This window comes from Amphritea atlantica, assembly GCF_900111095.1.
Classification (GTDB): Bacteria; Pseudomonadota; Gammaproteobacteria; order Pseudomonadales; family Balneatricaceae; genus Amphritea; species Amphritea atlantica.
Window position 1 is genome coordinate 54,736 of sequence record NZ_FOGB01000014.1, and the last position, 15,555, is coordinate 70,290.

The 15,555-nt window shown below is 52.9% G+C and carries 11 protein-coding genes; 5 read left to right on the forward strand and 6 right to left on the reverse strand.

Translation table 11 applies throughout. The features are described from left to right. Positions 1 to 22: 22 nt before the first annotated feature. On the reverse strand, positions 23 to 2,896 hold the full coding sequence (gene rapA, locus BMY09_RS17955) for an RNA polymerase-associated protein RapA (RefSeq protein WP_091360997.1): 2,874 nt from the start codon (positions 2,894 to 2,896) through the stop codon (positions 23 to 25). Between the two features lie 263 nt (positions 2,897 to 3,159). On the opposite strand from rapA, the gene BMY09_RS17960 reads away from it, so the two are divergent. Then, positions 3,160 to 4,473, forward strand: coding sequence for a DEAD/DEAH box helicase (locus BMY09_RS17960; protein ID WP_091360999.1), 1,314 nt, complete (start codon positions 3,160 to 3,162; stop codon positions 4,471 to 4,473). An 82-nt stretch (positions 4,474 to 4,555) separates the two neighbouring features. Here the strand turns inward: BMY09_RS17960 and BMY09_RS17965 are convergent, their stop codons facing one another. Then, positions 4,556 to 6,172 carry an MFS transporter gene (locus BMY09_RS17965; RefSeq protein ID WP_091361001.1) on the reverse strand — a complete coding sequence of 539 codons (1,617 nt, stop codon included), beginning with the start codon at positions 6,170 to 6,172 and terminating at the stop codon, positions 4,556 to 4,558. A 373-nt stretch (positions 6,173 to 6,545) separates the two neighbouring features. Here BMY09_RS17965 and BMY09_RS17970 point away from each other — a divergent pair, with 373 nt between their 5' ends. Next, a complete protein-coding gene (locus BMY09_RS17970) occupies positions 6,546 to 7,493 on the forward strand; it encodes a carbon-nitrogen hydrolase family protein (RefSeq protein ID WP_091361003.1) in 948 nt (315 codons plus the stop codon). Between the two features lie 65 nt (positions 7,494 to 7,558). On the opposite strand, the gene leuA is transcribed toward BMY09_RS17970, so the two are convergent. Continuing rightward, positions 7,559 to 9,217 (reverse strand): 2-isopropylmalate synthase, encoded by a 1,659-nt coding sequence (gene leuA / locus BMY09_RS17975; RefSeq protein WP_091361005.1) that lies wholly within the window; start codon positions 9,215 to 9,217, stop codon positions 7,559 to 7,561. 371 nt (positions 9,218 to 9,588) lie between these two features. Between leuA and BMY09_RS17980 the strand changes: the two genes are divergently transcribed. The 3 genes from BMY09_RS17980 to BMY09_RS17990 all read left to right on the forward strand — a co-directional run bounded on the left by BMY09_RS17980 (position 9,589) and on the right by BMY09_RS17990 (position 11,333). After that, positions 9,589 to 10,077, forward strand: coding sequence for an Lrp/AsnC family transcriptional regulator (locus BMY09_RS17980; RefSeq protein ID WP_091361008.1), 489 nt, complete (start codon positions 9,589 to 9,591; stop codon positions 10,075 to 10,077). 146 nt (positions 10,078 to 10,223) lie between these two features. Beyond that, a complete protein-coding gene (locus BMY09_RS17985; protein WP_091361010.1) occupies positions 10,224 to 10,697 on the forward strand; it encodes a hypothetical protein in 474 nt (157 codons plus the stop codon). 171 nt (positions 10,698 to 10,868) lie between these two features. Next, positions 10,869 to 11,333, forward strand: coding sequence for a hypothetical protein (locus BMY09_RS17990; protein ID WP_091361012.1), 465 nt, complete (start codon positions 10,869 to 10,871; stop codon positions 11,331 to 11,333). 112 nt (positions 11,334 to 11,445) lie between these two features. Here the strand turns inward: BMY09_RS17990 and BMY09_RS17995 are convergent, their stop codons facing one another. From BMY09_RS17995 to BMY09_RS18005, 3 genes are all read right to left on the reverse strand, one after another. Continuing rightward, positions 11,446 to 12,537 (reverse strand): tRNA-queuosine alpha-mannosyltransferase domain-containing protein, encoded by a 1,092-nt coding sequence (locus BMY09_RS17995; RefSeq protein ID WP_091361014.1) that lies wholly within the window; start codon positions 12,535 to 12,537, stop codon positions 11,446 to 11,448. 6 nt (positions 12,538 to 12,543) lie between these two features. After that, positions 12,544 to 13,800 (reverse strand): tetratricopeptide repeat protein, encoded by a 1,257-nt coding sequence (locus tag BMY09_RS18000; protein ID WP_175483585.1) that lies wholly within the window; start codon positions 13,798 to 13,800, stop codon positions 12,544 to 12,546. Between the two features lie 81 nt (positions 13,801 to 13,881). Continuing rightward, on the reverse strand, positions 13,882 to 15,492 hold the full coding sequence (locus BMY09_RS18005; RefSeq protein WP_091361017.1) for an SEL1-like repeat protein: 1,611 nt from the start codon (positions 15,490 to 15,492) through the stop codon (positions 13,882 to 13,884). Between the last annotated feature and the right edge of the window lie 63 nt (positions 15,493 to 15,555).

The window sequence follows — 15,555 nt, forward strand, 5'->3', positions numbered from 1 at the left end:
TAGCTGGCAATCATAACAGAGATCAGGTCGCAACAATGACCCGGATCGCATCCAGTTTCAGCGAAGCGCTCTGCAGGTGATGCTCCAGTTCTGCCCGGGTGTGCGCCAGAAAATCGATCTCTTCCTGACGAATATTCGGGTTCACCGCAGCCAGTGCGCTAAGTCGTTCCTGCTCTGCACCCAGCAACCGGGCAACATTCTCTGTGGCTTGCGCCAGCATCGCCGGTTGTTGAGTATCCGCAATTGCTTCTACTCGCTCGACCATCTGACCGATCTCACTGCGGGTATGCTTGACAATATCCACCGCCTGGCGCCGCCCCACCCGCTCTGCCAGGTTGTTGATATGGGTCTCGGTCAGTATCGCGCTGAGATCTGTGCCATTGGTATCAACAACGATACGGCTCAGGGTCTGGGGCAGATAGCGCTGTACCTGAAGTTGTTTCGGAGCCGCACAGTGCAGCGTAAAGATCGCTTCCAACAACAGCGTACCGGGTTTCAGTGGCGGTAGTTTAATCGAGCAGACCGCCGTATTACCAAAGTCACCATTCACAACAATATCCATTGTGCCCATCACCAGCGGGTGTTCCCAGGTAAGGAACTGGATATCCTCCCGCCCCAACGCCAGCGCCCGGCTGTAGGTGGCCGTCATACCATCGGCAGGCAGACCCGGCAGGCTTTCATGATGCATATGATCGCCCGGGCTGAGAATAATACTCTGACTGCTATGCACCTGCTGTTCAACGCCAAACTGATCAAACATCCGCTCCATATAGCTGCTCAGTTCGATACTGTTACCGGTCACCTCCATGCTTTCGGCAATAGCAGCGGCTTTCACCGGGTTACAGGAGTTTAGTTCCAGCAACTGGTCACGCCCCTGTTGCAGTTGCTCCAGCAAACGATCTGCTTCAGCACGGGTACTGCTGATCAGCTGCTCGGTGTTCGCTTCGTCATACTCCTCAAACAGTGCCGGAATCAACTGATCGAGGAACTGATCGAACAATACCTGGCCTACCGGGCAGGCCCGTTCAAAACAGTTCAGGCCGCGATGGAACCAGTCCAGCAGGATAGCCTGTGCACTGAACTCATAATGGGGCACATGGATCTGAACATCATTGCGCTGACCAATCCGGTCAAGACGGCCGATGCGCTGTTCCAGCAGATCGGGGTTCAGCGGCAGATCAAACAGAACCAGATGACTGGCAAACTGGAAGTTACGCCCCTCACTGCCAATCTCAGAGCAGATCAGCACCTGAGCGCTCTCATCTTCATCGGCAAAGTAGGCGGCGGCACGGTCACGGTTAACCAGGCTCATCCCCTCATGGAACACCGAGGAACGAATCCCTTCATACAGACGCAGATGCTCTTCCAGCGATTTTGCAGTGTCTGCGTAGGCGCAGATCACCAGCGCTTTCTGGTCACGGTTCTGTTTCAGCCAGTCCACCAGCCACTCGACCCGGGGGTCGGCTTCCAGCCAGCGATCCGCCAGAATCAGCTCGGGATGCAGTCGCTCTTCAAGATCAGCCTGGGCCAGCAGTTGCTGTTCACTTTCAAGATAGAACTCGGGTTCCGGCAACGGATAACTGTGCAATACCCGCTTCGGAAAACCACTGACGCCATCACGGGTATTGCGGAATAGCACCCGACCGGTGCCATGATGATCGAGCAGACTGTCCACCGCATCCTGAATCGCCTGATCAAGAGAGTCATTTTCCAGCTCATCCTGCAGCTGCTGAGCGACCTCGTCCCCCAGATAGCTGCCCAGTTGAGTAAAGACTTCAGGGGCATCTTTCAGTTGCTCACGGGCATCTTCATCCAGCAACCGGGCCACCAGCTTACTTACCGGCTGATAGCCCTCCTCTTCGGCACGGAACTGTTGCAGACTGTAATACCGATCCGGGTCCAGCAGACGCAGCCGGGCAAAGTGACTATCAACCCCCAGCTGTTCCGGCGTAGCGGTTAACAGCAGCAACCCTTTAACTTCACGGGCCAGCGCTTCAATACAGATATATTCCGGACTGGACTCCTCTTCGGACCAGACCAGATGGTGCGCTTCATCTACCACCAGCATATCCCAGCCGGCATCCAGCGCCTGTACCAGACGGTCCGGGCTGGACTTGAGGAAGGATAAGTTACACAGCACCAGCTGTGCGGTTTCGAACGGATTAACGCCCTCGTCCGAAAGCTCCAATGCTTCACAGCGCAGCTCATCAAGAATAGTAAAACGCAGATTAAAGCGGCGCAGCATCTCCACCAGCCACTGATGTACCAGACTGTCGGGCACCACAATCAGCGCCCGGGACGCCTTACCGCTAATCAGCTGCTGATGCAGGATAAGCCCCGCTTCGATGGTTTTACCCAGACCGACTTCATCCGCCAGTAATACCCGCGGAGCAAACCGACGGGACACCTGATGAGCAATATAGAGCTGGTGAGGCAGCAGCTGCACCCGTGGCCCCAGCAGACCATAGCTTTCCGATTGCAGGTGGGCAAACTGATTTTTGAGCGTTTCCACCCGCAACTTAAACTGACTGATCTTATCCACCTGGCCGGCAAACAGTCGGTCGTGGGGCTTGCTGAAGTGCACCGCACTGTCGAGATCTCGCTCCTCCAGCACCAGCACCTCACCTCCGTCATCCTCCACCTGATAGACCATATAGCCATTCAGTTCCTGCTGGGCGGTAATGGTGACCTTAAGGCCTGCGGCATTGCGCACCTGTTCGCCCACCGGATAGACCACACGGCTCAGCGGCGCGTTATCGATAGCGTAAGTACGCTCCTCTTCAACGGCAGGAAACAGAATTTCAACGCGGCGGTTAGATACGCTGGTTACCAACCCCAGCCCCAGATTTGATTCGGTATTACTGATCCAGCGTTGGCCGGGAATAAATTCAGACAAAAGACAGCTCTCAAACAGGAAACGATATAAACAACACCGTGAAACACTATAGACGATAATCAAATTTATCGCCGGAAGTAACCGGTCAGCGCGGAATGATAGGCGTTGTGGCGGAGTACCTCAAGGCGCAATCACTCTCACCGGCTAATATAGGAAAATATTAATACAATCATCGCTATAAACAGACCAAACCAGTGTGCTGAAATATCCGCACTGGCAAAAATAATGTATGCTTGCGCCTTTAAACCTGTGAGTAATCTTCGATGTTCTTTATCGACCTAAATCTGGATCTGGAAATTCTGGGCCCACTGGCTGACAACAACTTTCTCAGCCCCCGCCCGATCCAGCAACAGGCTATCCCTGTGGCCATGGAGGGCTTCGATCTGCTGGCATCCGCCCCCACCGGAACAGGCAAAACACTGGCCTTTGTGCTGCCGGCTCTGCAGAAAGTATTCGACAAAGATCCTGACCACAGCAGCGCACCACAGATATTGATTCTGGCCCCAACCCGGGAGCTGGCAAAACAGATCTATCAGGTGATCGAACTTCAGACGCAACATAATCGCATTAAAAGCTGTCTGATCGTCGGCGGTGTCCCTTTTGGTATGCAAAAGAGCATGCTGGCTGAACCGATCGATATCATGATCGCCACACCGGGGCGACTGCTGGAGCTGAACGCACAGGAGTGGCTCGACCTGTCCCTGGTAGAGATGCTGATTATCGATGAAGCCGACCGGATGCTGGACCTGGGCTTTATCAATGAGATTAAGCAGATCGCCGATGTACTGCCCCTGCAGCGTCAGACATTGATGTTTTCCGCCACCCTGGAGGGTGAAAAGATCCAGCAGTTTGCGGCGGACCTGTTGAATGAAGATTCCCAGGTGATCGCAGTCGATCAGCCCCGCCATATACCTGAGAATATCGAACAGTTTGTCTATCGGGCTGACAACGAACAACACAAAGAGTACCTGCTGAAAGCGCTGATCCATCAGCCTCAGCTGAAACAGGGGATTATCTTCGTTAACAGCCGCAAGCAGGTGGAGCACTGGGTTAGCATCATCCGCAATGCTGGCATGCTCTGTTATGGACTGCACGGTGATATGCGTCAGAGTGAGCGGACCCAGCGGATCAAAGAGATGCGCCGCGGCCGGATCAAGATCATTATCGCCACCGACGTGGTCGGCCGTGGGCTGGACCTGCCGGATCTGACCCACGTTATCAACCTCTACCTGCCACTGAAAGCTGACAGTTACGTACACCGCTGTGGACGTTCAGGTCGTGATGGCGCCAAAGGTACCGTCTGGTCGATTGTTGAGCCCTTAGACTGGGCAACTCTGGGCCGGATCGAGCGCTTTATCGGCGAAAAACTCCCACGTACCACCTTCCCGGGTCTGGCACCGAAAAAGCCAGAGCCAGGCAAAGGCAGCGGCAAAGCAAAACCGAAGAAGCCCAAAGTTAAAAACAAGAAAGCGGTGGCTAAAGCCAACGCCAAAAAAGCCTCTTCACAGAAAAAATCACCGAAGAAACGGGTAGGTCGTGGACCCAAAGCGGGCCCTTCGCCCAGAAAAAGTGACTGATAGCAGGTTAAGCTGACCCATCGGGCCGCCACTATCCACAAGCCACCGACCGGTGGCTTTTCTTGTGCGCCACCTCTTTTGATTAAGCAACCACGGTTTCCTCATCAACCTCCCGGGAGATATGCTCCAGCATGGAGTCTATCTCGGTACGCTCAGCGTCATCGGCTCCCTCGGTCAGAGCCACCTGCAACATCGCATTGATCCGTTCCTTACGAAGAATAAACAGGTCACGCAGTGAATAGGTAATCACCAGACGCGCTTCGGGAAACTGTTTAACCAACACCCTGATCAGTTCGCCGGAACGTTTAGGTAAGGCCAGCACCATATGAATCGCCACATCCTGAGGTTTCAGGGATGACCCTTCCAGCGCAGTGCGAATCAGGATTGCGGGATCTTTAGGCTGCTGTCCCAGCGCCACCAGTAGCAGTTTAAGCTCGGGGTCACCAATCTCGGCAAGGTTATAGTTGAGCAGCGGTTCCAACACGGTCGAACCCACTGAGGCCCCCTGCATACTGACCTGATATTTTGAACTGCTCTCCAGCGTTTCGGTGCGCACAAACAATTTCCTGATCATCAGAAACACCACCACGAACAGATGCACCGCCACCAGGTAGTAATACAGCCAGATACTTGCAAACTGAGTCATCAGAGCTCCGGCAATAATCGGTCCTAAAACGCCACCACAGCCCAACAGGATCTGCATCATACTGGTGGCTGACATCGCCTCTTTCAGATCGATATGATCAAACACCTGGGTCACCGCCAGCGGAAATAACGCGACCCCTGACCCTCCCGAGATCAGGAACAGCACCACCAGCATCTCAATCGGCATCGGCATAAAGCTCTCAGCGATAATCAACAGATTACTGACCACCCCCATCGCCATCAGACCGGCCGCCACCAGGCGCTTATCATAGCGATCGGCCAGCCAGCCGACCGGGTACTGTGTGAGTAAACCACCCAACTGATAGGAGCCCAGCACCAGTGAAAGCCAGATTCCGGTAATACCGTGATCATAGGCATACAGCGAAATCAGCGAAACGCTGGCAGCACTGATCAGGCCAGCACAGAGACAGGACAGAGTACCCGAGGGTGAATATTGCCACAGCCTTTTTAGCGACATCGGCCGGGGCCGGCTGGGCAACTCGGGCAGGGGTAAACGACTCATCGACATAATAATCAACGAGATACAGAGAAACACGCCGATCAGTCCAAACAGCCGGGGATCATGTTCACTGGAGAGACTGAACAGAAACGGAGCCGAACCGAAACCGATGGCAAAACAGATCTGATACGTACCAAATACCTGCCCCCGGTTTCGCTTATCACTGAGCACATTTAACCAGCTCTCCAGTGTAATAAAACTGGTGACAAAGCAGAAACCGGCGACCATTCTGAGTCCGGCGGTAATCCAGATATCGATAAAATAGCTGTGGCACACCGAGACAATTGCCAGAGTGGCGGCCATTGAAGAAAACGCTCTGATATGTCCAACCCGCAGCACCGCCCGGGAGCCAAACAGTCCAGCCATAATGGCTCCAACAGCGAACATACTCATCGCCATACCAATATTGGCAGATTCAAAGCCCCCCTCTCTGAGACGAATCGGTAACATCACAAAAAACAGGTTATGACTCACCGCCACGGCAAAAATAGAGAAAAGAATCGGCTGAATCCGAATCAGAATATTGGATTGCATTGCGCTGAGGTCCTGAAAATCTACATTGAAGTCAACCGATCACGCCCCTCAAAAAGGGAATTGATCCGCACCTTTACAACGATACCGTCTTACACTTTTACCGCAAAGTATCTCCGACGAACAGCGATGATGTTCGTGTCAGCTGTTGCTAATCCGCTATATCCTGAACATCTTTCTCACATTGAACTAAGATTTACAGACTGGCCACACAGTTTCCAATAAGGCTGTCAGGCATTTTCTTAACGTTGGCAGATCAGGGAGGGGAAGCAAAATTATCTGTCCACAAATATCACTGCGCTGAGGGTTTTCAGCCTGTTATCAGACGTCAGAGGCTCCGGCACAATCCTCAAATTACAATAATGGAGCAATCGTTATGGATATCAATGTGGCAATTTCACAGAAACCTCCTGTGCTCTTAGATCTGAAAGCTTCGCTGGAACTGGCGGTAAGTACGATCGAAGAGGTCGCTAAACAGGGGTCGCAGTTATTGGTGTTTCCCGAAGCATTTCTGCCGGGCTATCCCACCTGGATATGGCGCCTGAGGCCCGGCGGAGATATCGCTCTGGGCAATCAGATCCATTTTCAGCTTCGCAACCATTCAGTCAATATCGCCAAAGGAGATCTTAACCCGGTCTGCGAGGCCGCTGCTAAACATAACATGGTTGTGGTGATGGGCATGAACGAGATCGACTCAGAGTTCAGCGGCTCTACCCTGTTCAATACTGTTGTGGTCATAGGCAGTGATGGCTCCCTGCTTAACCGGCACCGCAAAATAATGCCAACTAACCCGGAAAGGATGGTGTGGGGATTTGGTGATGCCAGCGGACTGCGGGTGGTTGATACACCGGTGGGACGCATCGGCTGCCTGATCTGCTGGGAAAACTATATGCCACTGGCACGCTACGCACTGTATGCCCAGGATATCGACATCTATATCGCGCCCACCTGGGACAGCGGTGACACCTGGATCGCCTCCATGAATCATATCGCCCGCGAAGGTGGCTGCTGGGTACTGAGTACCGCAACGGCGATACAGGGCAGCGATATCCCCGCCTCATTTCCCGAACGTGATCGACTGTTCACGGATGACGAGTGGATCAACCCTGGGGATGCTGTGGTGGTTAAACCCTTTGGCGGCGTGGTAGCAGGCCCTCTGCACCGGGAAAAAGGGGTGTTATACGCCACTATCGATACCGATGCAGCAAGGGATTCCCGTAAGGCTCTGGATGTTGCCGGACATTATCACCGGCCGGATATCTTCCATCTGGCGATCAATCGCACCGCGATGCCACCGGTAACGTTCAGTGATGCGAAGAACTAAACACCCCTGGCTTCTGTAACAAAAAACCCGGCAACCAGTGCCGGGTTTTATTATCTGAGGCTGAATCAGGCCGCCTGAACCGTTTCAATACCGGTTCGGCTGAAAGCGGTCAGCATCGCCTGCAATGCAGCGGCGGAAGTATCTTCTGCCACGGCGACCGCGCAATACTCCTCACCATTGATCTGAACCGCTATCGACGCCTGCGCATTGGCATCGGTTCCGCCACTGAGGGCATGCTGATCGAAGTGAATCACCTCGATACTGCAACCATATTGGGTTGTCAGGGCAGCGCACAGTGCCTCCAGTGCACCCGCCCCCTCTCCGGACATCTGCTGCTCACCGATTTTGAAGCTGGCACTGACACGGTGCCCCTCGGTATGCAGATCATAGTCATGCAACTGCCACGCTTCAGACACCGAGATAAAGTGTTCATCAAACAGACGCTTGATATTGGTCGGTGAAACCTCAACCCCGCTCTGCTCTGCCGCCCCCTGCACCACCCGGCTCAATGGAAAGTGCATCCATTTTGGCAGGCTGATGTCATAATCGCGTTCCAGTACCAGCGCCACTCCGCCTTTACCGCTCTGGGAGTTAATGCGCACTACCGCCTCATATTCCCGACCTATATCCCGGGGATCGATCGGCAGATAGGCCACATCCCAGTGCTGTTTTTTATGTTCGGTGTGGTAGTTAACCGATTTGCGGATCGCATCCTGATGACTGCCAGAAAACGCGGTATACACCAGCTCTCCCGCCCAGGGATGCCGCACCCCCACCGGAATACCTGTACAGCTTTCCACCACCTCGTTGATCTCCATAATGTCGGAGAAATCCAGCTTTGGATCAACGCCCTGGGAGTAAAGATTCATCCCCATGGTAATCACATCCATATTACCGGTGCGTTCACCGTTCCCCATCAAAGTGCCTTCAATACGGTCAGCACCGGCCAGCACACCCAATTCTGCGGCGGCAACCGCACAGCCCCGGTCATTATGGGTATGCAGACTAATACGGACATATTTGCGGTTAACCAGATGACGGCAGAAATACTCAACCTGATCGGCAAAGCGGTTCGGGGTAGACATCTCTACAGTGGCTGGCAGGTTGATAATAATGTCGCGTCCACTTTCCGGTTGCCACTGTTCGATCACCGCATCACAGACCTCAATGGCGTAATCCATCTCAGTGCCACTAAAACTTTCCGGGGAGTACTGGAACGACCACTCCGTATCGGGATGCTGCTGGGCATACTGCTGCACCCACTTAGCCCCCTGCACCGCAATCGCCTTAATCCCCTCACGGGACTGACCAAATACCTGCTCCCGCTGTACGGTAGAGGTGGAGTTATACACATGGATGACCGCTTTTTTCACCCCTGACATCGCTTCATAAGTGCGTTTAATCAGCTCTTCACGGGCCTGGGTCAATACCTGAATGGTGACATCATCAGGAATCCGCTGCTCATCCACCAGCTTACGAACAAAATCAAAATCGGGTTTAGAGGCTGAAGGAAAGCCCACTTCAATCTCTTTAAAGCCCAGTTTAACCAGCAGCTCGAATAGTCGCGTTTTCTGCTCAACACTCATCGGATTCACCAGCGCCTGATTGCCGTCCCGAAGATCTACACTGCACCAGTCGGGCGCCTGTGTTAGGGTCTTGTCTGGCCAGGTACGGTCGGTCAAACGGATCGGTTCAAATGCACTGTATTTTCGATAGTCGAACATAGCGTGTTCCTGCTGGGTATCTGCCGGTGGCAGTTCTCTGATTTATAAATGGTTGTTGAGTTGAAATCCCGCGCGGAAAAGCGCGGGACCAAACTTGTATATCGCATACTTGTGGTACACATAGATCAGCCAGGTAGACTGGCGCTTCAACCTGGTTAGACACTTGTGGTGTTGTCACCCACATCCGTTGATAACGTAATGCTTTGGAGGCTCTCGGCAAATATTTATCGCTGCAGCAATCAATAGAGCAAAGTTTAAAGTGTTTGTTACGCAATAACCGTTCTAATTACGGAACTTTTCATTTATTTGCGCAATTAATATTAACAATTTACACTAAGCATACCGATATAATTGCGCAGAGCAGTAAAACCATGAAATCAAACCATCCTCTCGACCGCTTTGACTTGAAAATCTTGCGCGAGCTACAGCGTGACGGCGGGCTTTCAAATCAGGATCTTGCGGAAAAAGTAGGCCTGACCGCTGCGCCCTGCTCCCGACGGGTAAAGGCATTGGAAGAGGCCGGTATTATCAGGGACAGGGTGGTACGAATCGATGAGCGCGCGGTAGATCTGAATCTGATCGCAATTCTGCATATCAGTATGGATAAACATATCCCGGAACGGTTCGAGGCCTTCGAAACCACTATCAGCAGTTTTCCCGAAGTCATGGAGTGCTATCTGATTACCGGCCATGATGCAGATTATCAGTTAAAGGTTGCAGTGCCGGATATGGATCGCTACCACGATATCCTGCTGGGAAAGATCACCCGGATTCAGGGGGTCACCGGCGTTAAGTCAGCATTTATCATGCGAAAAATCGTTGATACCACCGCCGTTCCTCTCAACTATATTAACGGCTAGTTAAGACAGGAAAATCAGCCCCCTCCCAGGGATATCTCCCCCGGCCCGCAAGCCCAACAGGTGTTTGAAAAGCGATTGCATTAGGGAGTTATCGCCGTATAATCAGGCCCTGATTTTAAAATATACGCACTCAGGGATGAGCACTAATGACACGTTATGCACTCGCATTTGTTCTGCTTTTACTCATCGGATGCAGCGGCGCTAACCGCCCCATGCAGCTTTCCGATACACCCACCACTCCCTCCCGCTGTTTTGGCCATGATATCTGTACCGCATCGACTGCCATAGTGAGAGATGAGCAACACCTTAAAATTGTTGTCAGTGGTATCTATCACCCCATAAAGGCAGCCAATATCTGGATCGACGGCACCACGTATCCACTTCAGCTCAGCCAGTCGCGAACAGTGTATAATAAGACTCTGACAGGCCTGCGCGCCTCTGTTCACCGCTTCAGCATCCCTCCGGGCATCAGAAATAAACTGCAGCAGGGTGTGCGGGTTAAACTGTACACCGATCTGCAGAGTTACTCACTGAGCCACACGCTGAAACGGCCTGGCTACACTGACACTCAGTGGCACACCCTGCTGGCAGCCGTAGAACCAGAGCACAGCCCAAACTGAGATAATAATGCTAATGTACACCTGACCCGAACCGCTCTGAAGCGCACAATTTATTCAGCATCTCCCCTCTCACACCTGAAAAGCAATAGGCTGCAATCATTGCAGCCTGATGTTTCCCCGTTATAATCAACAGTCAACAACTCCACATCTATTTCAGGAAGAGATACCCCCATGAAGTACCTGCTTACATTCTGCCTGGTTTTACTTAGTGGCTGCACTAGTCTGGCCCAGCAATATAATCTACCAGATCATCTCTATGATGAGGTGATTCATCCACTCAGCTGTAACCAATATGAAGTGTGCAGCGCACTCTATATTGACTACAACCGCCCTAAAACGCTGAAAATAGCTGTCAGTGGTGAATATCATCCTATCATCGGCGCGACTTTGTGGATTGATAATACAGCCTATAAGCTGACACCCACCGAAAGTTATACCCGCCATGGTGTGACAGTGTCTGGCAAGCGGATTGCGATGCGTCCTTTCATCTCAGAAACACCGCTAAAAGCACTGCTGAAGCAGGCGACCAAAGTCACTCTGGAAAGCAATCAGCAGAGCTTCTCCATAACGACAGTAATGAAAGAAAAAGGGTATATTCACCCTGAGTGGCGTGCCCTGCTGGCAGGACTGGATTGAGTACTGACCGCTCAACCATATCTTGACGTCAAGAAGATGGGCAGTTCAGCAGCTGTTGAACCGCCCCTCTGTGAAATCAGAGCAAGCTGATAAAACCGTTGAACTTACCGGTCTACACACCCTCTGCCGCGACACGGTGCAGTAGTCTCTCGTACAGCGGTGCCATATTATCCCAGCTCAGAGCCGATATATCCGGTGCAGAGAGTACCTGTCCGGCACACTTCAATCCGGCTAAGCGGATAACACTGTCCACCAGGCTTTGAGTCTCACCTTCACCGCTACAATAACAGCAGCTTGCCGGTAACAGTTGCGGATAAGCCAGCCGCCCGGGCACCAACGGCATCGCTCCTGCGGCAACCCCTTCCAGAACCGCGATCCCCTGAAAGTCATGCAACGCCGTTGAGAGAACAACATCTGCCTGCTGCAGCAAACGACGATACTCTGCAACCGACTCAACATATCCCCAATGCCCCAGCCGATCACCCAGCACAGCCCTGAGTTCCTGAAACGCTTCAGGCACACGGCGAAACTGCTGACCGACAAGGTCCAGTCTGAAATCGACTCCGGCTTCACACAGTTGCCGGGCAGCCCTGAGCAGTAACTCTGGCCCTTTATCGAACTCCCAACGATGATTCCAGATCAGCCGGAGCGGCCCGGGTTGTGGGGCATGGGGCAGAAAAACGGATTGCGGCAATGGCACCGGCAACACAGAAGAGCGTCGCTCCAACTGCTCAATCACACCCACCGGGATCTGGTCGGGAAGCTTTTTTAGCAATCGACGACAGCCGTCGATAAAGGTATCGCGATTATAGTCGGTATTGAAGCAGATAAGGTCCGCCGCTAAAGCGGTATAAAGGTTAAGTATCTTCGGTTCAACATTGCCATACTCCCGGCCAGATTCGGGATAGGCAAACTGATTTTCATGAAAATAGACCAGCGTTGGTATACCCGCCAGATGAGGCACAAAGCCGCGCAACGCTGAAAGGTCGGTCATTGAGGTGGCAATCAGCAGGTCATAGTCCTGCTCAAGACACTCACGCTCACTGAATGCCCAACTGAGACTATTACCCCGTATGCGCCAGGAAAAATAACGCGGCGGCAGGGTCAGAACGGTCCATTGGTGTTGCCCAAGATTATCGACCAGCCCGCGATGCCAGTAGGCATGACTGGCAGCATCATAGGCGGACAGCAGGAGTATCTTCATAATGCTCTATTGCGCATACAGAGAGCGATAACTTCGAATCCAGGCTTCACTTGCCAGGGCCCCTGGAAGCCGCTGCTTCAATGTCCTCAAAGCGTCGGCTTTGCTGACAAAACTTTCTTTCAGCAACACCACATAATCGTGCTTGGCAAGGTTAACAGTATGGGCAATTCGCGGGATATGGTAATCGCTGATAAAACGAATACTGCTCTCCAGACTGGTCAGCCGTGCAAGCTGCACCACAAAAAGGCCCGCCGGTTGCGCTTTCAGCCAGTTAATATCCCGCAGCGATGGTTCAGCATCCGCCTGAACCGCTGATGCAGGCCCAGGGGTATCAGCCCGCTCCGCTTCTGCCTGCCCGGTGGACTGATCTGAGTGATTCAGTGAAATACGATTGTTGCGCGGGCGGGACACAGCTGTCCCAGCCTGTTGCATCGCGGCTAAAATCTTGTCATACAGCACCTGGGTTTTCGGATTACCCAGTTCGATACTGGCGTCAGCATAGGCCAGCGCCTGCAGCAGATCCTGCGGCACCACCCGTCCTTGGGAGTAGATCAGTGCCAGATTATGAGCCGCATAAGCGTTACCCGAATACACCGCTTGTCGGTACCACTCGATGGCGCTGCCGGGGTCAAAGTCAATCAACAAAACGCCCAGTGCCAGTTGCGCTTTATCATTCCCCGCAGCGGCAGACTGCTCTATCCAGGGACGGGCGGCAGCGGGATCTTTTGCCACTCCCTCGCCCTGCAATAACATCAAACCGGTTTTTAACTGACTGTCCGACAGGCCCGCTTCTGCTGAACGCTGGTAGAGAGTAAAGGCCTGATGGATATCCTGGGGTACCCCTTCACCCTTTTCATACAACAGCGCCAGATTACGCATCGCTTTAGCATTGCCCAGCTCAGCCGACTGCGTGTAATAGTTGATACTCTGCTGCAGATCGATCTCAGTGCCTTTGCCTTTCTGATAGGCTATCGCCAGGTTATAAGCCGCTTCAGCATGATCACCTGCAGCTGAGATCGTCAGCCACTCGACCACCTTTTGCCAGTCAGGCGTACCACTCTCCACCCCAAGCGCATAGAGACGGGCAAGGATAAAAGCGGCCTGAGGATCCCCCACCTGAGCCAGAGGCAGGCAGCTATGGTAGGCCTGCATCACTTTCCCTTCGCTATACGCCTGCTGGCACTGCTGCATCTGCGATGCGTACACCCCACTACCCAACAGTGTTATAACGGCCGCAATGGTAAGCCTTAATCCCTTGAGCATTGTTGATCCTTTACCACAATGTTTCTGCTTGTTCATTCAATCCGATTAACACACCGCCAGATCGCCCAAAACGCGACGGGATTAATCCACCGGTTTATAAGCGGAGAGAATCGCCCGATAGGTGCGATACCAGACCATATCAGACAGTTTTTCAGGCAACTTCCCGGCGGCAATTGCCCGGGCACCACTCAGGGATGCACTCGATTCGGCATAGAGCACCACATACATATTCCCGGCAGCAGTCACAGCTCTGAAGTAGTTAGCTTTGCCATCCAGTTGATTTTTTTTCAGAAACACTCTGACCGAATCTTCACTACTCAGTTGTACCAGCTGCAACACATAATGCCCTTCAGGCTGCGACTTCAGCCAGGAAAAATCGTGGCGACCAATAACCGCCTGCGGGCTTGTTTCACCGTCTGTCTGCTCAACCGCACTACTATCGGCACTGACGCCAGTAACCTGATCATCCTCAGCAACCTGCACCTGTTCTGAGGTAGTCACCGATACCGCTGTGGTTAACTGAGTATTTCCGGCATCTGACTCTGCCTGAGTCTGAGTCTGTTCCGCGATGCCCCTGGATTCCATTTCAGTGTCTGTCTGCTCAACCGCACTACTATCAGCACTGATATCAGCACTGACGACAGTATCCTGATCATCCTCAGCAACCGGCGCCTGTTCTGAGGTAGTCACCGATACCGCTGTGGTTAACTGAGTATTTCCGGCATCTGACTCTGCCTGAGTCTGAGTCTGTTCCGCGATGCGCCGGGATTCTGTTTCAGTGTCTGTCTTCTCAACCGCACTACTATCGGAACTGATATCGGCACTACTATCAGCACTGACGACAGTATCCTGATCTTCCTCAGCAACCGGCGCCTGTTCTGAGGTAGTCACCGATACCGCTGTGGTTAACTGAGTATTTCCGGCATCTGACTCAGACTGTGCTGCGATGCGCCGGGACTCCTCGAGCGCCATCTGCTGGCGCAGGCTTTCGACCAGATCAACAGCCGCTTCATAGTTCAGCCGTTCACTCTCTTTTGCGTGATGCAAAGCCTTATCCAGATCCATCTCTTCAGCACCAGCTGGCTCCCGGTAGAGCAACGCCAGTTGGTAATCGGCAAAACCACTGCCCTGCTCTGCAGCACGCTGATACAAAGTCATCGCTCGCTGCGGATCCGTCTGTTTTAGCAGCGTTGCCAGTGTAATCTGCGCACTCAGATCACCCTTTTCGACCGCTAGCTCCAGCCAGTGGCGCGCCTGGGTGAAATCCTGAGGTGTCCCGCTCCCTTTAAGATAACTGATACCAGTCTTTACCTGACTGGCCAGATGCCCCTGCTTAGCCCCTTTAAGATACCAGCTAAAAGCAGTTTCCAGACTCTTGGGGACGACATCACCCCGCTCGTAAAGCTTCGCCAGGTTATAACAGCCGGGCCCATACCCCCACTCAGCAGAACGGGTCAGCCACTGCAATGCCAGATGCAGATCCGGTGAGCTTCCTTCGAACCCCTGACTGTAGAGATTGGAGAGAATGAAGCTGGCTTCACCATCCCCCTTTGCTGCCTGTGGCAGGCAACGCTGTAGCGCTGCGCGGGTTTGTTTATTTTCATAGAGTGTTCGACAGCTCAGATCTTCAGCCTGCGCCAAAGAACTCCAGATAAGTGAAACACTCAGGAGATAGAAAACAGTTCGGGCCATAGTTTGTCCGTAACAACAGTAACAAAGTCATTAATATATACAGAGGGGGCCTTAGGAGCCCTG

What these genes read in the sequence shown, in the direction of transcription:
- BMY09_RS18005 (WP_091361017.1), bottom strand. Translation starts at nt 15,492, where the DNA reads ATGGCCCGAACTGTTTTCTATCTCCTGAGTGTTTCACTTATCTGGAGT.
- BMY09_RS17990 (WP_091361012.1), top strand. Translation starts at nt 10,869, where the DNA reads ATGAAGTACCTGCTTACATTCTGCCTGGTTTTACTTAGTGGCTGCACT.
- BMY09_RS17980 (WP_091361008.1), top strand. Translation starts at nt 9,589, where the DNA reads ATGAAATCAAACCATCCTCTCGACCGCTTTGACTTGAAAATCTTGCGC.
- BMY09_RS17960 (WP_091360999.1), top strand. Translation starts at nt 3,160, where the DNA reads ATGTTCTTTATCGACCTAAATCTGGATCTGGAAATTCTGGGCCCACTG.
- BMY09_RS17965 (WP_091361001.1), bottom strand. Translation starts at nt 6,172, where the DNA reads ATGCAATCCAATATTCTGATTCGGATTCAGCCGATTCTTTTCTCTATT.
- BMY09_RS17985 (WP_091361010.1), top strand. Translation starts at nt 10,224, where the DNA reads ATGACACGTTATGCACTCGCATTTGTTCTGCTTTTACTCATCGGATGC.
- leuA (WP_091361005.1), bottom strand. Translation starts at nt 9,217, where the DNA reads ATGTTCGACTATCGAAAATACAGTGCATTTGAACCGATCCGTTTGACC.
- BMY09_RS17995 (WP_091361014.1), bottom strand. Translation starts at nt 12,537, where the DNA reads ATGAAGATACTCCTGCTGTCCGCCTATGATGCTGCCAGTCATGCCTAC.
- BMY09_RS17970 (WP_091361003.1), top strand. Translation starts at nt 6,546, where the DNA reads ATGGATATCAATGTGGCAATTTCACAGAAACCTCCTGTGCTCTTAGAT.
- BMY09_RS18000 (WP_175483585.1), bottom strand. Translation starts at nt 13,800, where the DNA reads ATGCTCAAGGGATTAAGGCTTACCATTGCGGCCGTTATAACACTGTTG.